The sequence below is a fragment of the Claveliimonas bilis genome, from assembly GCF_020892095.1.
Lineage (GTDB): Bacteria > Bacillota > Clostridia > Lachnospirales > Lachnospiraceae > Claveliimonas > Claveliimonas bilis.
The window spans coordinates 472,528-490,912 of record NZ_AP024845.1; the positions used below are offsets into that span (position 1 = coordinate 472,528).

The following is an 18,385-nucleotide window of genomic DNA, read 5'->3' on the forward strand; positions in this document are numbered from 1 at the left end:
CTATTCCTGGAATGTCGCCTTCTTGAAATTAAAGGTAACAACAGAGCTTCCATCCACTAACACTTCAAAGGTATCGTCCTTGGTTACGCGGAATACGTTATCCGCTTCCCAATTAATATCTTTTTTCGTTTCCAAATTGTTCTTTTTAAACGTCATCTTTGTTCCTGTTTTCGTAAGCTTGAATGGGAAGAAATATCCTCCTGCTCCTCCGGATTTGAGTCATTAAACTGGGTGTATCCGGTTACGTGCTTCAGAGTACCTACCACGCTGCCGTCTTTATACACTTTCACGTCATTCCCAATAAGTGAACTTACTTTCTTACCATAGAGAGTTGCTCCCTGCGCCGGAATACTTAAAATGTCGTCTCCGATCACTTCTCCTTCTTTTTCAATTTTTGCAAACGCTTCGTCTTTTACGATCATAAAGGCCACATCCATTGTGACACGAAGGGCTGCTAATTCCTGCTCAAACAGGTTCACCGGAGAATCATCTTCATTCACGATTGTAGAAAGCTGTGCAGATTCATCAATCTTGTAAGACATTCCAAAGGGGATTCCATAGTACATATAATCAAAATCACCGGCATAAAGATTACCCTTTTCCAGGCTCTTCAGATCTGCCACCGGCTGCCCGTCGATGGTATTCGCTCCTCTGTCATACAGGGATTCTACAATGACACCATTCTCAATCCGGTGAACATTCCTAAGAGTACTGCGGTTTTTCTTTGTGGAAATAAATGCATTTACATCGTAATCCTCATCATTCAGCAGATCTTCCAAAGCAAGGATATTGTCATAAGTGATTCCTCCGGAAATTACATTTCCTGCTTCTGCAACTGACTCATCTACAGACTGTGGAAATGGATTGTCCAGATTCAGGATCGCCGCCTCATCAAACTTTTTATAAAACTCCTCCGCAATCTTCGGTTTCATCTTTTCAAAGAAATCAGACATTTTGTAGTGCAAAAACTCTCTGGAGCACGGAACAATGACCCCAAGCTTTTTAGCCACCATTTTCACTTTCATCCACTGTGGTTTGGATGTCCGAATCTTCTCACCTTCACCTACCCAGTATGCTCCCGGACCTTTGGCAAAGTATTCAAACTCCTTTTCTTTCCCGTCCATTTCCTCATACTTAGCCAGTTTCATGATCTGGCTTCCATTCATAATCTCTTTCAAAATCAGCTCTGTATACTTCTGTGGAATAGTTCCATCCTTCTGTTCGTACATTGTCACGTTATCCGGATCAAATGTCTGCCCGAACAACTGCAAATTCATTTTTTTCATAAGATTTCCGTTTCTATTCATATCTCTTTCATACCTCCGTTATTTAATAATCCTTACATCCCTCGCCATCTTTCCGATATCCAGGGAAGATTTCCCTCCAGAAAAGCTATTGCCCTCTCTCGGAGTGGTCTGTCTTGCCTTCCCTTTTACCGCCTCGTTCACGGCTGCATTAAACAGCTCCGCAAAAGAATCAACTGCCTTCTTAGTCTTCTCGGCATCCTTGGACACCATGAACTCAAGAAGATTATCAGAAATATTGATACCCTTCTCCGAAAGCTGTTTCCTTGCTTCGTCCCGCATACCAGCGAGGGTTTTTTCGTCTTCCAGCTCCTGGATCCGCTTTTCAAGCTGCTGCTGTTTGTACTCGGCTTTTTCCTGGGCATTCATCTTAGCAAATTTCTTTGCTTCGTCATCGTCTTTTCTCTTCTGTTTTTCCCATTCAGCCTTTTTCCTCTTAATGAGCTCATCTACTTCCTTGATGGAATATTTCTTCTCATCATCATCCGGATTGTCATCGTCATCATCCCCGCCATCGTCTGCATCATCATCGTTCGGATTGTCGCCACCGACTCCCGGATCTGTGCCGCCACCCGTTCCAGGGGTAGCTCCAGAGCCTGGATCATCAGCAAACAGCTGAAGCATCATAAATTCTTTGAATTTCACTATCTATTACCTCCTGTTTTGGTTCCGTAATTTAAGGGCCTCACGCCTGCCCGCCGTAGCTTTTTGATGGTTCCACGCCTGCCATATCCGTAAGGTTTTTTGACGCTCACGCCTGGTCAATCAATCCGGACACAATCCGGAAATTCATCAGCAATCATACAGATACCAATGAAAAAGGAATCCACCAGAAGCTTTCCTTCTTCCGACAGATTCCCGTAATGTATATCAGCCCTTCCAGGCGATATTTCATATTGAATTTTATCTTCGGTCAGATCACCGATAGACTTAATCAATGTCTGTGTCAGCGCCGTCACTCCGGCACAGACGATATCTTTCCCGGCCTCTGCATATCCCGCATGACCGGAGACTGTAATCCCGTCCTTCCGGACGTTTACTTCAATCAAATAACATCACTCCTTTACTGTCCCGGTCGTTCCCTGCCGGTGGGAGATATTGGATCACCGCCTTTCTACTGATAACCGCTTGCCGTCAAATAAAATCTTGTCGCCAATTTTCGCAATCCGGCCATTGATCCTCACCCCTTTCAATCTTGCAGAGCCGTCTACAAAACGATACACAAACTTTACGCTTCCATAGTTAATGCGAGCAGCCAGCCATTTAGGGGCCAGCATATCCGCATCTTTGGTTATGGTATAATACTTCACTCCAAATCAGCCTCATCAATGTATATAGATATATCCTCGACAACATTCTTTTGACCGACCGTCATATAATCGCCATACAAATTAATAAAATTGTGCAACTGAAATTTCGAAAAACCTTCGTCATCTATTTGAGGCATTCGAGGATGTATTGGCTCCCCTCCAGCCTTTAATATTTTTTTATTTAACTCATCGTACTGATGGTAAAATATATCCGCTCCAAAAGGAGTCAATTTAACCTTAATCATACTGTTCATATTCAGTTTTTTCATAAGCAGCCCACCTCTTCAAACGCTCTTTGAAGCTTCGGAAACTGAATTGACATCCAGTCAACCATTTCTTCACAAACCCATTCACAGCATGTATCCAAACCAGATTCATATAAAAAGGCATGGATGATCTCGTGTCGTTTTACCTGCTTCTGATAATAGGATAAATTTTCTTTCATTCCAGGTTCTTTTTCCTTCATCTCATCGACGACCGCCTTTTTCACGCTTGTATCGCAATACCCATCATTATTCGCAAGGGATGGATCATCTCTTTTGGGCACTTCCAACAAGCTATATTCCGTCCCAAGTACATTGATCTTCATATAAACCTCCTAAAAACTGGCATAAAAATACCACCGGCCATTTCTGACTAGTGGTATTAATCCATAAACTCTATTATTTGTCCCAACATATCGCCCGCACCGCTATCTTCAAATTCCTGTCTTTCCTCATCTGTTGATCTTTTCCAAGCTTCGTCTACTTCTTTATTTAATTCTAACCATTCCTTATCCGTCATATCTTTACCAAAGATAATCCTTTCCAATTCTTTAAGATCTCTTGGCATTTTTAATCTCTCCTATCAAATCCAAAATGCAGGAAGAATCTGAACTTGAGTCCAAGAAAAATCTACATCGCTTCATCATCTCAACTGTCATTTCCGCACTCGCGTTATGCGCTTCCATAGTTGCTGCAGTCGCAGCCATAATTCCTCTGATTTAGCATTCAGATAGAGCTGATTCAGAGACACCAATGCTACTGCAAGGGATAAAAAGAATACCGCAATATTGAGCATTTGACATCATCCTTTCTACAAAAATACCACCGGCCATTTCTGACTGGTGGTACCTATTCTGCAATCTCTGCTAAATGTTTCTTAGTCTTTATTGCCTTTTCTAAATCATGTATATAATCTTTATATCCTGACTGATCGTACTCTACGGATGTTTCCCCATCAGGATTATATCCAAATAGGCTTTTATATTCAGCGCGAAGCTCTCTTAATCGATCAGTATCTTTACCATACCACATTACTTTATCACTCTCCTTATACGATCGTCCATTTCTTTTGATGTTTCCGGAAATAATGTGTTAAACATATCTAATACCTTCTCATCTTGATTATATATCATTCTGCCGTATTGCGCAAACGCTTCTTTTTCGAGAGCTAGCTTTCTATCCCAGTATCCTGGCTCTCTATGCCCCCACCCCAAGAAGATATTTCCTTTGCTACATCCATGTATTATATCCGATATTCCCCTATACTCCATCCTCATTTCAAAATCCGTTGTACCGGTTTTAAAAGAATCAGGAAATCTTTCTTTTAGCATTTCTTCAATAGATTTCCCATATCCTTTTGACATATTTTGTAACCTACGGAAGTCTTGTGATATTGAGCGGGAAAAGGCTCCATTCTCTGTCAATCCATAAGAATCATCTATTTCATGGAATAATTCATGTGCCACAGAATCTGATTTTGCATATTTTGACAAATATACCGTGTTTTCTTTTGATGAGTACCTTGTTTTGCTTCCCTTAGCACGCTTTATCATTACTCTCTCTAAAGATTGTTCAAGTAGAAGTTTTGCATCCATACTTTTCATTTTTGATAATCCAGTTTCAAACTCTTTTCGCTGCTTCGATATTCCCGAAATTTTCTCGAAGATAGCTCTTCCAGCATCGGACTCATCTTCCTTTTTATTTTTCAACCGATTCCATTCTTCCGTAGTGCCTCCTTTATCAAGGAAGTCCAGCCATGCCTCATAATCTTCGCTATCCTCGTAAGCAGCCACAGAGCACCGGCAACGCGGATGCATCGGATGTGCGTTCGTTCCTGGCATCATCTTCGCCACTTTGAAATGCTTCCCGTCCAATCCCTTACAGATCGGACAAGCATTTCCCAATGCTAAGAAAGTGTATTCTTCAAATCCATTCCTTTCAAAAGATTGCTTTTGTGCTTCTGCCTGAACCCTTGAAAGTTCTGTGATCATAAGCCTTTCAGCATTGCTCTGACTGACTCCGAAACGTTTCCGAAGATGCGTTGCCAACCGCCGCGGGTTCTGTCCCTGGATCAGCCCAGTCTGCAGCAGACTGGATAGCTCATTCTTAAGCATGTCCTGATACATCCAGATCCGGTCTGAAAATGTAGCATTGTGGAAAGAAGCATTTACAATAGCATTGGCGGCCTTCGCATTGTTCTGGATCGTCTTCCCCAGTATGCCGGCCTGCCGCTCAAATTCTGAAACCGCCCGGTCTGTTAGAATCTCTTCGTAATACTTCTGCAGTTCGTCAAATCCAGCTGCTATCTCCAGACCAATCTGGACTTTCAAAAGCTCCAGACGATTCACCTTCATAGTTAAATTGTACAGCCGCATCTCTTCGTTAGCCCGCTGGGAGAAATTCTTCTCTTTCACATATTTGGCAGCCTTACGCCCCAAAGCTTCAATATCTGCTTTAGCCGCACGCTTCCTCGCCTCTGCAATCGTGATGCCTTCCTTCTTTGCATACTTTCCATAGAAGCCATTGATCTCCTTCTCGATCTCATCAATCATGTTCTGATAGATCTCCTGGATGTGCTTCTGGTATTCTTTTTCATCCCGGATATTATGCTTCCTCTGCTCCATCTCCCGGTTCTTCCAGTACGTCTGACTGGTCATATACCGCACCTCCAAACATTTGCGCCATTATTGGATCATTCTGCTGGGCTTCGTCTTTCTCTTTCTGGATGCGGTCCAATTCTGTCTTGATATCATCCACAAACGACGCAAGTCCAAGCAACGTCTCCTGACTGAACTCTGCCCCTGAATCCACCAGCGCTTTTACTTCTTCCAGAACTGCTTTCGGCAGGTTCGGAGTAAACGTGATTGTAAGATTTCCCAGATCCGTATTGTCTGCCTCATTCACAAAGTTCTTGATATTCATGAGAAGCCGATATCTCCGCATAAGGCCCTTCTTAAAGCCCCTCTGTCCAGATTTGGAAATCTGCTGGAACCCAAACAACTTATACTTCATAGCCTCGCCAGATTGTGTTCCGGCAAATGCTTCGTCTGTCAGATCAGGCACCATAGAAATCTTATGGATATCCTTCTGCAGCCGGTCTTTATATGCCTCTGCCCCAGTAACGTCATACTGCTTATACACATACTTGGCATCCGTCTGTTCCCTGCTCCCATCCGGATTAATCCCGGAAGACAAAAGCAGCAGATTCGCCTTCTTCATTTCTACCATATCTTTTACAGAATACTTCTGCAGGTTCAGGTCACCAGTGATTACCAATGTTGCTTCATTCAGGTCTGTCATATAATTTGCCGTGTCGGACTGTGCAGCATCGTAAGCATCAATCTGTGGGATCACGTCCTCATATCCACCCATCCGGTATCGATCAGGAGAATATTCGGTCACGGGCACCTCTCCCCACTCATGTGTCTCTCTGTCTTCTTCTTCCAGCTTCAACGCTGCCATCTCACAACTTTTATATATGATCACCTCGGTATCCGTATAGACATAAACTTTAACTCGCTCTTGAGTACCAATCTTATATCTCGGATATCGGACTGCAAACAACGGCGTCCTCTCCACATCGGTTCCATAGCAGACAAACGTTTCAAACACATTACATATGACAGATCGGTCCTCATCCTCTTCGTTTCTGTATTGCAGCTCATAAGCCCGGCCATATTTTTTCATATCCCGCCAGAGTTCACTGTCTAAAGCTTCAATATCATTTGCGTCATCATATTCTTGAATAATCTGGTTCACCCGCTCTATATCACTGACCTTCTTGATCGGAACGCCGGTGTTATATCCTACATCAAATACGTTAATGACCTTGGCAAAATTGTGCGCTACCCGATGATCTGCACGACCTTTTTCAATTCGTCGGCTGTCATCGTCATAAATCCCATTATTCCGAGCTTTCATATAATCATCCAGTGCCTCTAGTCTTGGACACTGCATCGTATAATGGTTCATAATCATCGCAGTCAGCTTTCCAGTGTCCCCCAAGATCTCCTCTGCACTGTCTGCCCGATAAGAATAATTCGATTCAGGACCGTAGAGCTGCTGGAAACTCTTATGTGTGTTATACGGACCGTCTATTCCATGTTCAAATTCATTTGCTTTCAGCATCTCTTCTGCCATTTACAACATCCCTTTCACTCTTCTAGCCTGCTCCATCCGATTCTGGCTAGGCTGTTCTATCTTGTTTACTGTCATATCCGAATAGATTCCATACCGAATCGCACAGAGAACATCGTCATTCTCTTTCAATGGCTCTCCGGTATTCTTCTTCCAGATGTATTTGTATATCTCATCCCGGAACCGCGTACACTGTGAATACACTATGAAAAACTGCCGGTTCGTCATCAATGTGGCTACCGCTTCAATTCCGGACAGCACCCTGTTATTTCCCAGGAAAGCATTGATCCCTGCCTCCTGGAAGGATGCTACATGTTCCGGCCTGGCCGGATCGCAATAAAAAGGGATATTACCATACCGTCTGATAATATCCTTCGCTACAGCTATCCAGCTGTTGATATGTTTATGCTGTGCTGCATGTTCCTCGATGATGTAATAACTCCCCGCTTTCACACCAATCACAACAATAGCTCCCCAGTGTTCCCAGCCCCAGTCCACGCCAGCAATCACGCGTTCAAATATGATGCCTCGCGCTTGCTCCGGTGTAATCACATGTACATTCTGATCGAAGTCCGGATAGACAACGCCTTCTCCGGATACCCAGAGTCCTTTAATACCACGATCAGAGAACATTCCCTTCGAGGTGGTCTCAATGATATTTTTGATGTATCTCTGATCCAGGAAGGTATTATCCTGCAAAGCAAAGTGAAAGCTTAAGATTCCCTCTGCAGGAGACTTGATATAATCCTTTAGCAGCCAGTGTTCCGGATGATCCGGGTTCGTATCAGTAATGATCCGGGCTCCCGGTCCGCTACACCTAGCTTTGATCTCATCAAATACCTCCTGATTCGCCAAGGAAGCCTCGTTGATGTATGCTCCAAAGGATGTCATGCCTCGAATCCGGCCAAGTCCGCTGATATTCCCGTGAGAAGTCTGTACTACCTTTACCCCGAACAGGGTGAAATTGTTAAACCGGTCAAACTTGAACTCAAATCCATATTTATTCGATAGCTCTGTGAGGATATTGTCCTGGATATTTCCCATAGAATAACCAGCTAAAATATACTGTGGTGTATCAATCCCCAGCTTATTTGCAATCCCTCGGATCCGGATCAGCTCCTGCAGAAAAATATCATTGTCCAGCTGTGTCTTCCCGGATCGCTTCGCCCCGTGGTTGATTAACATGAACCAGTCTGTATTCCGGCAGGCTTTCAGGATCTCGATCTGCTTCGGCGTGTAGATGCTATTCAGATTCATCTAACATACCTCCGATCGTATCAAAGAGTTTCTGAACTTTATCTTCAATTGGGTTCTGATCTGCTCCCTTGATTTGTTCTGTCCGTGCCTTCAGCTGCTCAATCCTTGCCTTTTGTTCCTTCGTTGCCAGCTTCCAGTTCTTATGCAGTAGCTCTTCATACTGCCGGATCATGCTTGTCAGCTCCCTTTGCGCCTTGGCCTGTGCCTGCAGGAAGGAAGCCTGCTTATCCCAGGCCTGCTGTACGTTGTAGGTATATCCAGTATCAAAACTACCTATCGTTTCTTTTGTCATGTCCTCCTGATCTTTGACATGCATTATCTGCTGTGCCCTCATGATCGCCGTGTATGCCAGTTTGATCTGGTCCCACAGCAGATCCAATGGGTCTTCAGAGTCCAGGGAAAAGAAAATCTCCCGGGTATCCTCTGGAAGATACCGGGAGAAGAGTCCGTGTTTCGTGGCGTTCTGGTTCCCTTTCGGAGCGCCATGCCCTACAGCGTTCTTATTGCCTTTGGGTGCGCCGGGTTTTCGTTTGGTAACGTTACCTTTCATTTGATTAGTAACGTTACCATTCCATTTATCTTGATTTTTCCATTTTCGGACCTGGGTTTCGGATACCCCCAGTTCCGCTGCTATATCTTTTAACTTCTTTTTTCCATCCGAAGCAAGCCATAACTGATAGGCTTTATCCCGCTTCGGACTCCTGGATCTTGGCATCTCACCACCTCTCGATCTAATCTGTATTAAAAACGGAGCACCCGGAGTCGAACCGGGATACAGGACGCGACCCTGCACATCTGTCATTAATGATATGCTCCATAAGGCATAAGAAAAGCACCCCGAAGGGTGCTCCAGACTGTCAAAGAACCCCTATTGAGCTACGGCAAAATAGAGGTTCTTTTCCTGTATCATACGGTTTTTATACTTTTTCATTGGAGAGTAGTTGTTTTTCCATTTCCACATTGCCAGTTTTTTTAGATTCATGGCAGCAAATTTAAGCCGTACCCACATGCTTACACGTTTTATTCCACGGTACGGCGTATATCTCATTCCATATTTCTCTTTTGCATCTGCAAACACTCTTTCGATTGTTTGGGAACGCAGTTTATAACTTTCTTTTCCTATCGATGAATGCCGGATGTCTTCTGCCTGCTCGATGTAATCCGTCCAGATATGGCGTGTGACTACTTTCTGGCAGTCCTTGCTTTCTGTACATAAATTCCTGGTCCGACACTTTGAACATTGATAACTTAAGCTTTTGTATTCCCGGTATCCTTCCCTGTTCGTTGTGCTGTACCGCAGACTTTTGTATTCCGGGCAGATAATGATATCCAGATATTCGTCATATACATATTTATACCATTCATGAAATCCCTCTTTTGTCATCGGACGTTTATACGGCAGAGACGGAATTCTCCCATCATCAATCACTCTTTTACAGATCCAGGGCGTTTTATATCCCGCATCCATCGTAACGATTTTTATTTTGGGAAAACGTTTCGTGACTCTCTCATATAGTTCATCAAATGCAACGCTGTCATGGACATTTCCACTGGTAATTACTGTATCCAGTATAAAGTTATGTTTATCGCAGACCGTATGGGCCTCATATGCAAAACAGCGTTTATGCTCTCCTTTGTGGAAGACTCCGCTTTCCGGATCTGTCGTGGATACGGTCACCTCCCTGGATTTCGTGGCTCCGCCGCCCGGGCCGCCGTCAAATGGCTTTTTCCCATGTGCTTTCCTGTCTTCGTTGATCTCCTCCATCAGCTGTTTTTCATATATCCTGGCAGCTGCAGGAATGGCTTTTTTCATTTTTTTATTGATATTGGCATTGGCTTTGATATGCGTACCATCCAGAAAAACCACTTCCGGGGAAAGATATCCGCTTTTCTGGGCTTCATAAAGAATCCATGTAAAAATTTTTTCTATGGTATCTTCTGTAAAGCGATGTCTGAAGTTATAACTGATGGTTGCGAAGTGAGGAACCGGTTCGTTCAGAAGGTATCCCAGAAACCAGCGATAGGCAATGTTCATATTGATCTCATCTACCGTACGTCGCAGAGAGGGGATTCCATAGAGATGCTGGATCAATACCATCTTAAACAGAACAACAGGATCCACGCTGGGGCGTCCATTATCTGCACAGTAAAGATCCTCTACAAAGTCATAAATATGGGTAAAATCGACTGCACTGTCAATTTTTCGTAAAAGGTGACCCTGAGGAACAAGTCCTTCCACACTCACCATTTCTAATGTATTCCGTTCCGATTTTTCTTTCACCAGCATACTTTTCACCTCTGGTATTATTATATCAAAAAAAGCCAGCTGACGCTGACCTTTTTTGACAGTCTGAAGCACCCCGAAGGGTGCTCTTGTTATATACTTTTTATAATACTTCAAAAAAATAAGATGACACAAATTCTCCTATTTCACGTATATCCATATCTTCTTCCCCTTCTGGAATGTCATACAAATCGCACATAAATAATTCTAACGACCAATCTCCGGGGTGTAATACATCTATCACAATGTCATCGATATCAATATGCTTTACTTGGCTAATTCTCTGTTTTGTATTTATGGCATCAAGATTAAAATCCAGGATCTTTTTCCACTTCTTTTGCTTTGATTCATCAGCACCAACTATATATAATTGAAATCTCTTTCCATTAGGCAACCTCATATTAACAAGATTGATTACAATCATTAAGCTAAATCTGATTAATTTTTCATCGTCCATAGAAATACTATCTACTAAGTCCGTTGCTTTGGCATCTAATAAGCAGTCTTTATTATACATCAACATTGTGACATTTAGTCTTTCACAAATCATTATCTATTCCTCCCGATTAATTTCTAGCATATTTCAATGCGCATACTGCTGTGCAGGTGCGTTAAAACGAGTAATACCGCTTACTATAACTCCTCCTCTATCTTCTATATTTATCTTTTTTATATCCTTTTCTTTCATATCATCTTTTATATGCTCATTTAATGCTTCTTCTACCCAACTATTCAACGACATATTTCTTTGAAACGCCATTTCAGCAATCTGTCTGTGCAAATTCGGGCTGATTCTAACATTAAAAGTTCCTTTATACGACTTATCTGGATTTTTTCCAACGCTTTTACAAAAATCCAAATAATCATCCACTGCATTTCGAAATTCTTCTTCTATATCCTTAGCAGACTCACTTTCAAAATTAACCAAATCTCTAATACCTTCAATTTTCCCAAATAAAACTCGATCTTCTACACTATATTCAATTCTTGCATAGTATCCTTTATATTCAATAATATTTGTTTTCATTACAAATCACCATATTCTTTTAATTTTTCCACTAATTGCTTAAGTGCATATTTTCTCATTTCTGGTTCTGGATGTGGCTTATGCAAATCTATGATTGCATTATCTTCTTCTCTATAGAATCTAACTCTGGATCCCGATGTTTTACCCTTATTAAATTCTTCAAATCCCAATGCCTCCAATAGTCTTTTTGCCTCTTCAAACCGAAAATCCTTTGGTATTTTTTTTATTCTTACTTTTAATTTCTCAAGTGTACTCATCTATTTATATCATTTTCCCTCTTTTGCAACTACTTTATAGTTGCATTATATTCTCTTTTATTGTTTTTGTCAATTATTCAAGTATATTTCAATACGAAAAAGACACCCTTTCGGATGTCTTAAACTTGTCTATTTTTTGTCTCTACCGCTTCAGATCGGACGTTATGTGTCTGGTTCTGATTTTCTGGCTTTACCTTCTGTGTTATACTATTAAATTTGTTTAGATTTTTCTGTCTGTCTTGCTTTTCCTGCCGCTTTTTGTTCATGCTATCACCTCATGGATAGTATGGAAAGAATATAAGGAAAGTATGTATTAAAAAAGCACCTCGAAGGGTGCCCATCATTCTCCTTTATATTTTACTATTCCACAAAGCAAAAAATATAAAAAAGATTTTATTGTCATTTTATATTTTACCGCTTCAGTTTTGTTTCCATCTTTCCCCTTAAAACTAATCAATAATTGTGCCGACATAAATGCTTCATTTTCAAATGTTAACAAATGACATGGCTGAGCATACCCGGCAAAGCAAAAACTAAGCATCAAGCCCTCCTTAGGTGTTAGAACGTCTTTTAACTGATTGCAATTGTATTTATCAACATTAATATTATGTATATCGACCCACGGCTCAATACCATCATAAATACGTATATTGAACAAATTACTTTCAGATTTTATCAAAAGAATATTATTTCCATTATTGATATCACCTTCTTCGAATATTATCAGTCCTTTATAGTCTTCTGCTTTGGGATTCCAAATAAATGTGTCAATCATTTTTCGTTTTATATCAATGATTGTTCTCATTACAAAAGCGACATATAAAACAAAAGCAACCCAAGGTATCATACCAACAATTGTTTTCACACTATCAAAATCCATCTTCTCCCTCCCTCTCCTCACACCGAAAAACCTACTTCCATAATATTCCATATTCCGGTATATTTCAACAACAAAAGACGCCCTGCCGAAGCAAAGCGTCTTTTCTCGGTTTTTCAATATAAATTATGAGGGTGGGAAAAGTAGATACATTGCTGTCATCCACTTCTTTCATCTTATACTATAACACTTTGAAAACGAACAGTGCGAACAAAACGAACAAACTTTACCTTTCTCCCATAAATCTTTGAAATTCCATTCTCACTCCGTCTGCTGTATACTTTCTTCCCATCAACGTAGCCACCTCTTCCCACGTCAGCTCCTTAAAGAACTTGTACCGGATAATCCGCTGCATCCGGAAGGGGATCTCCTGCATCCACTCTTCCACCTGCAGCTTTAATTCTTCCGCTTCCCTCTTCTGTGTCTCAAGGATCTGCCGCTCTCTAGCAAGCAATCCCGCTTCTGCCAAAGTCTCAACCGTGCCTCCCAGGTTGAAGGACCGCTGCTCATAAGGAAAATCCGGGTTGCTTCCCTTTACTTTATCCTGCACGATCCGCTTCTTCTTTTCCAGCTTCTTGATCTCTTCCTCTGTCTCTTTGATAAACTCACAAGCGTCGATATAATCACTTAAAACCTTCTTGTCCACCGGCACCGCCTCCCCTCATCCTGTCATAGCACGGCCTGCATAGATCAAAATAATCCATTGGTTGTGTCCGGAACTTGTACACGTCCGTACGCTCATGCGCCCTCACATGTACCGCCTGGGAATAATGGACCTCTTTCCCACAGGCTGCACAGTATATATGTCTCATGGCTTGACCTCCTCCTTGATGTTATATTTCTTCGCCATATATCCAGCCACGTCATAGCTGGTATAGGCTTTATGAATATGTTTTCTCGCTGCTTCTCCAGCTTTGGGATTCTTCTGTTCCTTCCGGGTTCTTCCTTTCCTTCTCACTGCTGTATCACTCCTTTGTCCAGCACTATATAGATTGCTTTCCCGTCCCTGCCATCGTTCTGGATGTCTATGCTGCTGGAGTACATAGTCTGGTTCCCTTCCGGAGTCCGGATCATGACAAAACCATAACGGCAGGGTTCCGGGATTTGGATTTCAATTGGTTCCGGATCCGGCGCTGGCTTTGTTTGTTCTGCATCCAGGGCAATCCTTCCGATCACAACAGCGAACACGGTTGCAACTACAGCAATGACTACGCTATATTTCTTCTTCATATGTCAGTTTATCCTGCCTTTCCCATTCCTTTGTCCTCCGGTTGTATCTGGAATTTGCCTTGCACATAAATCCGTCTGCATCCATTACAAGAGGACATTCTTTGCAATGCACAAATCCGTTCTCATCTCTTGCACTATATTTTTTGCATATCCCCTTTTCTTTTTGAGTCATTTCTTGCTCCTTTCTGGGCGGTATGGCTCCGGAATAGGGCGCCAAGCGATGACATATTCACTTCCTGGACATATAATGCCATTGTCCATTATGGTTCCGCTCCTAAAGTCCGGCCTGTAATGCTGGAATTCCCACATTTTATCATTCTTTTTCGGCCTTAATCGTCCAATAGTAACGCTTGCTCCTTCTTCAAATTTCTCCCAACTATACGTTTGCGTAACAAGAACGATTCTTCCAAGCTCCGGCAGTCTCTCACCAACCGGAATCCAGCCGTCATTCATGTGCTTGTGGATGATGTCCTCTACTTTTTCCATATCAACCATAAGTTGCATCGTATCTGGGATTAATATTTTCTCCAAACCGCGTATCTCTTCCAAAATCTTCTCTAATTCCTGCATGTCAGATCTCCTTCTTAATGCGTTGTCCACAATTAGCGCAAAAACCTCTAAATGCACTATCAAGTAACTTACCGCATGTCGGGCAATATCTATCAGTTATCGTATACCTATTATCGGACTGATAAACTGCGCCACAATCCGGGCACCGATGAGTTTCAAATCCGCCTCGATGTCTTACTTTTTTGTGTGCCTCTTTCTCAGTATCCCGATTCTTCAGCTTCTGAATCTGCTCTGGGGTGAGGCCAGTATCCTCATACTCCTGAAGAAGATTCATGTCTATGTATACTCCGTCATCCATAAAATCGCATGAATGATACTCGTATCCCGGTTGTGTTCGTCTCTCCATCTTCATTCTCCTTTCATTTCCTCTGCTTTTAGGCAATAAAAAACCAACCACCGAATATTGATGGTTGGATAAAATGAAATATGTTTTCTTGAATTTATTTTTCAAATTTGATTTTAATATTCTTTATAAGCTTATTGTCATATGTTCCTGGTTTAGAATCTTCCTCAAAACAAATCAAAACTTTACCTATCAAGACATTTTTATATTTTAATTCAAATACAGAATCTACTTTATAGTCTTTTTCAAAATATCTCCAGTTTTCAATAAATCCAGTATGGGCCTCTATATAAGAACGATTTTCTAATGGATTTTGAAAGTTTTCGAAAAAGTCTTTTTCACTTTGATAATACAGAAAAATCTTATGTGTATAATCATTTACTGTATGATGTAATTCTACCATCTTCTCAATTTCAGACATATAACAATCCCACTCCTTCTTCGAGTATTCTATTATATTCTATCATCCCAACCATCAATATTCAATTGTCAAGGTACAACTGGCTCCTTTCTATTTCTGTATTTTCCTCACATATCCGGTTTGCCATGTGCTTCCCAGACGTCTACGAAATCGATATGTCCGTTTATTTTCCCCCTTCGATCAGGGCTTTTGTCAGGTCATCCATCTGGCCGCTGTAGTCGCGGCCTTTGAAATTGTTAAAGCTGTCTTTCTTATTTTTCGGCTCATTAGCCTGCTTCCTGATCGGATAAAATCCCTTCCATCCCCTTGTAGTTGCCTTCCTGACAATAGCAAGCCTCTCTGCTGCATCAGAGGAAAGGCTTATCAATTCCTCCCTCAAAATCTGAATCTGCTCCGGCAACAACTCCCCATGATTATGGCTGTAAACAAGAAGATAGGTCTGAAATGCCTGTTCTAACTCTTCTGGCTGGAAGGGAATATATATATTATTATTTACTTTACTTTCCTTTATGGTTTTTCCCCCGGAATTATCTTCTTTCTTCCCGGAATTATTATCGTTTTTCCCGGAACAATCATCAAAAAAGGTGCACTTAATATAGGGCTCGGTCTCTTCTCTTTTTAAAAGCCAAAACCGCCCGACTTCAATGGGTGTTTTTCTCGCCGCTTCCTTCTTGGCGATCTGCCACCTTTTCTGTATTCCGGCAGAGGTTAGAACAGCGTCCGACTGAAAAAGTGTGTTATCAAACAGTGACCGTGACAGTAAGAATGTTAAAACCTGCTTCACCTTATCTGCTCCCATTTTTAACTCGGCAGATACGAGATATTCAAAATCTTCATTTACATGTATGTAGTATCCCTTATCGTAAATCCTGCCCAAAAGAAACAGATACAGCATAACGCCGTCTTTCCCATACCGGGCATCCAGGATTTTGATTTTTTCATTGTAAAAAAAATTAACATCTAAAGGAAAGTAGTTAAGACCGTCTTTTCTAAACCGGGCCAATATAATCACCTACTTCCCGTTTTGATATCCCTCCACTGTAACGTCAAGCCCTTCTATGGCCGAATAAGCTTTCTTGGCTGATACTAGGACAATCTGGGTATCATCATTGTAGGCCACACCGTTTAAGGCATCCGCTACTACTTTCACGATATTGTCCATGTCCGGCTTCTTCAGCGGAAGGATCTCTCCATCCAACATTTGCTTCTGTTTCTTCTTTGATGTACTCTTTGGCGGAAGAAACCTGGCAACGATCCGAAGAGTCACCGGCTTCCCTCTTTCGATATAGAATCCCCCTGCCTGATTGAGGAACCGTTCCTTGATCAGGTTTTCATATAAGAGATCCTTTTCCGGTTTATAGGAAACGGTACGGTTTGAGTTCTGATTCCGTACTGTCCGTGCCCTTGCCTTTCCTCGTGGCTTTCCCGGAACATGAAAGGTAACTGGATCCATCTTTCTCCTCCTTTCTCCTCCGGCGCACAGCATCCGGAGGAAACAGTTGTAATGGTTTTGTTCTTTGGATTACTTCGCATGTTTTTGTGATATATTAAGGTGCTGTGCGTAAAAACAAGGTTTACGGGTTGCTTCTATAGAAAAACTCCCTTCGGAAGTCCTCCTCTGTTCCATAGTGTGCTATGTAATATTTTATGACACGTATCTTATAAGCCTATCACTCATCACCATACCTTTGTTTTATAGCACCAAGCATTTGTGCTGCTTCCTTTTCAGTCAATGTATCCCATGTTTTGCCATTGCTTGTCACCCACATGTCGGCATCTATTCCATGACTGGCACAAAGATTCTTGACTGTCTTTATTTTTGCCGGTGTAGCCAGTTTTTCAAGTGACTCCGGAATATAAGGATCGTTACCATCCTCCTCTTTCAGCCACAGATCAAACCCTAATCCTGTGTTAAGAGCAACGCATTTCACAAAAGCTCTGCACATGCTATTCCATACCCTTTGTTGGCTCATGCTATTGTCTTTCACCGGATTTGCACCATTCATGACGGGTGTCTGCATCTCATATTCTTTATCATCTATCGTCACACGGATTCTGGTTTCATAGCACCGATTTGTATTTCCCTTACTATCTGTGAATGTCTGATTCGACATAATCAAACTAGAACCTGTAGATGGATCTGGAATAGGCTCCCATCTTACAACTTCCGCCCCGTTGTCATGCAAAAGCTTTACACACATAGCCCACGGAAGATAATCTAGCCCATCACGTTTCTTGCAGAACCTTTTCACATCTATATTTCTAAGCTCTTCGTAACTTTTTAACATCTACAATATCCTCCTCTTATCTGCCAAACATTCATCACACCAGTGATATCCAAAGATATCTGTAATTCCGTCTCCTTCAAAAAGCGGATGACCGCAATCATCACAGTATGCTACTGGCTCCGGATCGTCAGGAGGAGTTGTTTTCCAGTCATCGTAACCAGGGATATGTTCCATAATTTGCAGCCTCCTTTAATTTCATCTGTCCGTCTGCCTCTTCCACCAATAGATCATCTACCATCTGAAGATTGTGTTCATGTGTCATTTGACAATCACATTTCTCTGCTGGATCCAAAGAACATCCGCAAATGGAGCATTTATAGTCATACATTATCCTCACCTTCCCCAACTCTATGGAAGTGCCTTTCACCTACGATCGCTTTTATAATATTTTTATCTAAAAAATCAGAGTCCTTCCTTGTCATTGTGTACTCGATGATCGATTCCATCTTCCCGGCCATTCGACAAAGTGTACTATATTCCTGTGCAGGAATGCTAATTTTATCTTCAAAATTCATTTACAATTTCCTCTCTTTCGCTTAAAATAAAATTGGTTAATTTCGAGAGTGCCCGAGCTGGTAGGCTCATGTGGGCGCTCTTTTTATTTTGCCAGATCCAGAACTCGCTTGATCTGTCCGGCCGTGAACGTAAGCTCATAATCTGTGCCTGCTGTAGTAGTAAGTGTCTTTGCAAGCTGACACGTGATAGATATATACCCCAGACCGTCCACCTCTTTCCAGACACGGACTTCGTCCTGCAGCTCTTCCAAGAACTGCCGAAACTCGTCCTCCGGAATAACCGTTGCTATCTCCTTCATCTT

The 18,385-nt window shown here is 41.9% G+C and carries 31 protein-coding genes; all 31 read right to left on the reverse strand.

Annotated elements, in window-relative coordinates; translation table 11 throughout:
• On the reverse strand, nucleotides 1-156 hold the full coding sequence (locus tag EUBC25_RS02275; RefSeq protein WP_230106638.1) for a hypothetical protein: 156 nt from the start codon (nucleotides 154-156) through the stop codon (nucleotides 1-3).
• Nucleotides 153-1,307 carry a phage major capsid protein gene (locus tag EUBC25_RS02280; protein WP_230106639.1) on the reverse strand — a complete coding sequence of 385 codons (1,155 nt, stop codon included), beginning with the start codon at nucleotides 1,305-1,307 and terminating at the stop codon, nucleotides 153-155. Before EUBC25_RS02280 ends, EUBC25_RS02275 begins: the two co-directional genes overlap by 4 nt.
• Before the next feature lie 18 nt (nucleotides 1,308-1,325).
• Nucleotides 1,326-1,949, reverse strand: coding sequence for a DUF4355 domain-containing protein (locus tag EUBC25_RS02285; protein WP_230106640.1), 624 nt, complete (start codon nucleotides 1,947-1,949; stop codon nucleotides 1,326-1,328).
• Between the two features lie 116 nt (nucleotides 1,950-2,065).
• A complete protein-coding gene (locus EUBC25_RS02290) occupies nucleotides 2,066-2,353 on the reverse strand; it encodes a ribosomal-processing cysteine protease Prp (RefSeq protein WP_230106641.1) in 288 nt (95 codons plus the stop codon).
• A 54-nt stretch (nucleotides 2,354-2,407) separates the two neighbouring features.
• On the reverse strand, nucleotides 2,408-2,614 hold the full coding sequence (locus EUBC25_RS02295; protein WP_230106642.1) for a hypothetical protein: 207 nt from the start codon (nucleotides 2,612-2,614) through the stop codon (nucleotides 2,408-2,410).
• Complete coding sequence (locus EUBC25_RS02300) at nucleotides 2,611-2,883, reverse strand: hypothetical protein (protein WP_230106643.1); 273 nt, start codon at nucleotides 2,881-2,883, stop codon at nucleotides 2,611-2,613. Before EUBC25_RS02300 ends, EUBC25_RS02295 begins: the two co-directional genes overlap by 4 nt.
• Nucleotides 2,880-3,203: a hypothetical protein gene (locus EUBC25_RS02305; protein ID WP_230106644.1), complete on the reverse strand. Its 324-nt coding sequence runs from the start codon at nucleotides 3,201-3,203 to the stop codon at nucleotides 2,880-2,882. The genes EUBC25_RS02300 and EUBC25_RS02305 overlap by 4 nt, the downstream gene beginning before the upstream one ends.
• Before the next feature lie 56 nt (nucleotides 3,204-3,259).
• A complete protein-coding gene (locus tag EUBC25_RS02310) occupies nucleotides 3,260-3,445 on the reverse strand; it encodes a hypothetical protein (RefSeq protein ID WP_230106645.1) in 186 nt (61 codons plus the stop codon).
• A 281-nt stretch (nucleotides 3,446-3,726) separates the two neighbouring features.
• Nucleotides 3,727-3,909, reverse strand: coding sequence for a hypothetical protein (locus EUBC25_RS02315; RefSeq protein WP_230106646.1), 183 nt, complete (start codon nucleotides 3,907-3,909; stop codon nucleotides 3,727-3,729).
• Complete coding sequence (locus tag EUBC25_RS02320) at nucleotides 3,909-5,534, reverse strand: minor capsid protein (protein WP_230106647.1); 1,626 nt, start codon at nucleotides 5,532-5,534, stop codon at nucleotides 3,909-3,911. The genes EUBC25_RS02315 and EUBC25_RS02320 overlap by 1 nt, the downstream gene beginning before the upstream one ends.
• Nucleotides 5,482-7,017, reverse strand: a complete 1,536-nt coding sequence (locus tag EUBC25_RS02325) for a phage portal protein (RefSeq protein WP_230106648.1) — start codon at nucleotides 7,015-7,017, stop codon at nucleotides 5,482-5,484. Before EUBC25_RS02325 ends, EUBC25_RS02320 begins: the two co-directional genes overlap by 53 nt.
• Nucleotides 7,018-8,271 (reverse strand): PBSX family phage terminase large subunit, encoded by a 1,254-nt coding sequence (locus EUBC25_RS02330; RefSeq protein WP_230106649.1) that lies wholly within the window; start codon nucleotides 8,269-8,271, stop codon nucleotides 7,018-7,020.
• The gene (terS, locus tag EUBC25_RS02335) at nucleotides 8,258-8,986 is read right to left on the reverse strand and encodes a phage terminase small subunit (protein ID WP_230106650.1); all 729 of its coding nucleotides are present in this window, start codon (nucleotides 8,984-8,986) and stop codon (nucleotides 8,258-8,260) included. The genes EUBC25_RS02330 and terS overlap by 14 nt, the downstream gene beginning before the upstream one ends.
• Before the next feature lie 153 nt (nucleotides 8,987-9,139).
• Nucleotides 9,140-10,558: an IS1182 family transposase gene (locus EUBC25_RS02340; RefSeq protein ID WP_230106651.1), complete on the reverse strand. Its 1,419-nt coding sequence runs from the start codon at nucleotides 10,556-10,558 to the stop codon at nucleotides 9,140-9,142.
• Nucleotides 10,559-10,658: 100 nt separating this feature from the next.
• A complete protein-coding gene (locus EUBC25_RS02345) occupies nucleotides 10,659-11,105 on the reverse strand; it encodes a hypothetical protein (protein WP_230106652.1) in 447 nt (148 codons plus the stop codon).
• Between the two features lie 33 nt (nucleotides 11,106-11,138).
• Complete coding sequence (locus EUBC25_RS02350; protein WP_230106653.1) at nucleotides 11,139-11,582, reverse strand: type II toxin-antitoxin system HicB family antitoxin; 444 nt, start codon at nucleotides 11,580-11,582, stop codon at nucleotides 11,139-11,141.
• Nucleotides 11,582-11,839, reverse strand: a complete 258-nt coding sequence (locus tag EUBC25_RS02355; protein WP_230106654.1) for a type II toxin-antitoxin system HicA family toxin — start codon at nucleotides 11,837-11,839, stop codon at nucleotides 11,582-11,584. Before EUBC25_RS02355 ends, EUBC25_RS02350 begins: the two co-directional genes overlap by 1 nt.
• Before the next feature lie 340 nt (nucleotides 11,840-12,179).
• Entirely contained in the window at nucleotides 12,180-12,719 is a 540-nt protein-coding gene (locus tag EUBC25_RS02360; RefSeq protein ID WP_230106655.1) for a hypothetical protein, read from the reverse strand.
• 223 nt (nucleotides 12,720-12,942) lie between these two features.
• On the reverse strand, nucleotides 12,943-13,362 hold the full coding sequence (locus EUBC25_RS02365) for an RNA polymerase sigma factor sigma-70 region 4 domain-containing protein (protein WP_230106656.1): 420 nt from the start codon (nucleotides 13,360-13,362) through the stop codon (nucleotides 12,943-12,945).
• A 162-nt stretch (nucleotides 13,363-13,524) separates the two neighbouring features.
• On the reverse strand, nucleotides 13,525-13,674 hold the full coding sequence (locus EUBC25_RS02370; RefSeq protein WP_230106657.1) for a hypothetical protein: 150 nt from the start codon (nucleotides 13,672-13,674) through the stop codon (nucleotides 13,525-13,527).
• Nucleotides 13,671-13,946 carry a hypothetical protein gene (locus EUBC25_RS02375; RefSeq protein ID WP_230106658.1) on the reverse strand — a complete coding sequence of 92 codons (276 nt, stop codon included), beginning with the start codon at nucleotides 13,944-13,946 and terminating at the stop codon, nucleotides 13,671-13,673. Before EUBC25_RS02375 ends, EUBC25_RS02370 begins: the two co-directional genes overlap by 4 nt.
• Nucleotides 13,930-14,118, reverse strand: coding sequence for a hypothetical protein (locus EUBC25_RS02380; protein ID WP_230106659.1), 189 nt, complete (start codon nucleotides 14,116-14,118; stop codon nucleotides 13,930-13,932). The genes EUBC25_RS02375 and EUBC25_RS02380 overlap by 17 nt, the downstream gene beginning before the upstream one ends.
• Entirely contained in the window at nucleotides 14,115-14,516 is a 402-nt protein-coding gene (locus tag EUBC25_RS02385) for a DUF551 domain-containing protein (protein ID WP_230106660.1), read from the reverse strand. The genes EUBC25_RS02380 and EUBC25_RS02385 overlap by 4 nt, the downstream gene beginning before the upstream one ends.
• A 1-nt stretch (nucleotide 14,517) precedes the next feature.
• Nucleotides 14,518-14,862 (reverse strand): hypothetical protein, encoded by a 345-nt coding sequence (locus EUBC25_RS02390; RefSeq protein ID WP_230106661.1) that lies wholly within the window; start codon nucleotides 14,860-14,862, stop codon nucleotides 14,518-14,520.
• Nucleotides 14,863-14,956: 94 nt separating this feature from the next.
• On the reverse strand, nucleotides 14,957-15,280 hold the full coding sequence (locus EUBC25_RS02395; protein WP_230106662.1) for a hypothetical protein: 324 nt from the start codon (nucleotides 15,278-15,280) through the stop codon (nucleotides 14,957-14,959).
• Between the two features lie 163 nt (nucleotides 15,281-15,443).
• Nucleotides 15,444-16,292: a DUF4373 domain-containing protein gene (locus tag EUBC25_RS02400; RefSeq protein WP_230106663.1), complete on the reverse strand. Its 849-nt coding sequence runs from the start codon at nucleotides 16,290-16,292 to the stop codon at nucleotides 15,444-15,446.
• Nucleotides 16,293-16,733, reverse strand: coding sequence for a RusA family crossover junction endodeoxyribonuclease (locus EUBC25_RS02405; RefSeq protein ID WP_230106664.1), 441 nt, complete (start codon nucleotides 16,731-16,733; stop codon nucleotides 16,293-16,295).
• Between the two features lie 217 nt (nucleotides 16,734-16,950).
• Nucleotides 16,951-17,568, reverse strand: a complete 618-nt coding sequence (locus EUBC25_RS02410; protein WP_230106665.1) for a Sak single strand annealing protein — start codon at nucleotides 17,566-17,568, stop codon at nucleotides 16,951-16,953.
• Nucleotides 17,569-17,742: a hypothetical protein gene (locus tag EUBC25_RS02415; protein WP_230106666.1), complete on the reverse strand. Its 174-nt coding sequence runs from the start codon at nucleotides 17,740-17,742 to the stop codon at nucleotides 17,569-17,571. It lies immediately after the preceding gene.
• Nucleotides 17,743-17,888: 146 nt separating this feature from the next.
• A complete protein-coding gene (locus tag EUBC25_RS02420; RefSeq protein WP_230106667.1) occupies nucleotides 17,889-18,083 on the reverse strand; it encodes a hypothetical protein in 195 nt (64 codons plus the stop codon).
• A gap of 83 nt (nucleotides 18,084-18,166) precedes the next feature.
• A complete protein-coding gene (locus EUBC25_RS02425) occupies nucleotides 18,167-18,382 on the reverse strand; it encodes a hypothetical protein (RefSeq protein ID WP_230106668.1) in 216 nt (71 codons plus the stop codon).
• Nucleotides 18,383-18,385 lie beyond the last annotated feature (3 nt).

What these genes read in the sequence shown, in the direction of transcription:
- EUBC25_RS02320 (WP_230106647.1), bottom strand. Translation starts at nt 5,534, where the DNA reads ATGACCAGTCAGACGTACTGGAAGAACCGGGAGATGGAGCAGAGGAAG.
- EUBC25_RS02305 (WP_230106644.1), bottom strand. Translation starts at nt 3,203, where the DNA reads ATGAAGATCAATGTACTTGGGACGGAATATAGCTTGTTGGAAGTGCCC.
- EUBC25_RS02360 (WP_230106655.1), bottom strand. Translation starts at nt 12,719, where the DNA reads ATGGATTTTGATAGTGTGAAAACAATTGTTGGTATGATACCTTGGGTT.
- EUBC25_RS02405 (WP_230106664.1), bottom strand. Translation starts at nt 16,733, where the DNA reads ATGGATCCAGTTACCTTTCATGTTCCGGGAAAGCCACGAGGAAAGGCA.
- terS (WP_230106650.1), bottom strand. Translation starts at nt 8,986, where the DNA reads ATGCCAAGATCCAGGAGTCCGAAGCGGGATAAAGCCTATCAGTTATGG.
- EUBC25_RS02385 (WP_230106660.1), bottom strand. Translation starts at nt 14,516, where the DNA reads ATGCAGGAATTAGAGAAGATTTTGGAAGAGATACGCGGTTTGGAGAAA.
- EUBC25_RS02345 (WP_230106652.1), bottom strand. Translation starts at nt 11,105, where the DNA reads ATGATTTGTGAAAGACTAAATGTCACAATGTTGATGTATAATAAAGAC.
- EUBC25_RS02355 (WP_230106654.1), bottom strand. Translation starts at nt 11,839, where the DNA reads ATGAGTACACTTGAGAAATTAAAAGTAAGAATAAAAAAAATACCAAAG.
- EUBC25_RS02380 (WP_230106659.1), bottom strand. Translation starts at nt 14,118, where the DNA reads ATGACTCAAAAAGAAAAGGGGATATGCAAAAAATATAGTGCAAGAGAT.
- EUBC25_RS02280 (WP_230106639.1), bottom strand. Translation starts at nt 1,307, where the DNA reads ATGAATAGAAACGGAAATCTTATGAAAAAAATGAATTTGCAGTTGTTC.
- EUBC25_RS02340 (WP_230106651.1), bottom strand. Translation starts at nt 10,558, where the DNA reads ATGCTGGTGAAAGAAAAATCGGAACGGAATACATTAGAAATGGTGAGT.
- EUBC25_RS02420 (WP_230106667.1), bottom strand. Translation starts at nt 18,083, where the DNA reads ATGAATTTTGAAGATAAAATTAGCATTCCTGCACAGGAATATAGTACA.
- EUBC25_RS02310 (WP_230106645.1), bottom strand. Translation starts at nt 3,445, where the DNA reads ATGCCAAGAGATCTTAAAGAATTGGAAAGGATTATCTTTGGTAAAGAT.
- EUBC25_RS02410 (WP_230106665.1), bottom strand. Translation starts at nt 17,568, where the DNA reads ATGTTAAAAAGTTACGAAGAGCTTAGAAATATAGATGTGAAAAGGTTC.
- EUBC25_RS02395 (WP_230106662.1), bottom strand. Translation starts at nt 15,280, where the DNA reads ATGTCTGAAATTGAGAAGATGGTAGAATTACATCATACAGTAAATGAT.
- EUBC25_RS02390 (WP_230106661.1), bottom strand. Translation starts at nt 14,862, where the DNA reads ATGGAGAGACGAACACAACCGGGATACGAGTATCATTCATGCGATTTT.
- EUBC25_RS02425 (WP_230106668.1), bottom strand. Translation starts at nt 18,382, where the DNA reads ATGAAGGAGATAGCAACGGTTATTCCGGAGGACGAGTTTCGGCAGTTC.
- EUBC25_RS02300 (WP_230106643.1), bottom strand. Translation starts at nt 2,883, where the DNA reads ATGAAAAAACTGAATATGAACAGTATGATTAAGGTTAAATTGACTCCT.
- EUBC25_RS02375 (WP_230106658.1), bottom strand. Translation starts at nt 13,946, where the DNA reads ATGAAGAAGAAATATAGCGTAGTCATTGCTGTAGTTGCAACCGTGTTC.
- EUBC25_RS02315 (WP_230106646.1), bottom strand. Translation starts at nt 3,909, where the DNA reads ATGTGGTATGGTAAAGATACTGATCGATTAAGAGAGCTTCGCGCTGAA.
- EUBC25_RS02330 (WP_230106649.1), bottom strand. Translation starts at nt 8,271, where the DNA reads ATGAATCTGAATAGCATCTACACGCCGAAGCAGATCGAGATCCTGAAA.
- EUBC25_RS02415 (WP_230106666.1), bottom strand. Translation starts at nt 17,742, where the DNA reads ATGGAACATATCCCTGGTTACGATGACTGGAAAACAACTCCTCCTGAC.
- EUBC25_RS02275 (WP_230106638.1), bottom strand. Translation starts at nt 156, where the DNA reads ATGACGTTTAAAAAGAACAATTTGGAAACGAAAAAAGATATTAATTGG.
- EUBC25_RS02350 (WP_230106653.1), bottom strand. Translation starts at nt 11,582, where the DNA reads ATGAAAACAAATATTATTGAATATAAAGGATACTATGCAAGAATTGAA.
- EUBC25_RS02325 (WP_230106648.1), bottom strand. Translation starts at nt 7,017, where the DNA reads ATGGCAGAAGAGATGCTGAAAGCAAATGAATTTGAACATGGAATAGAC.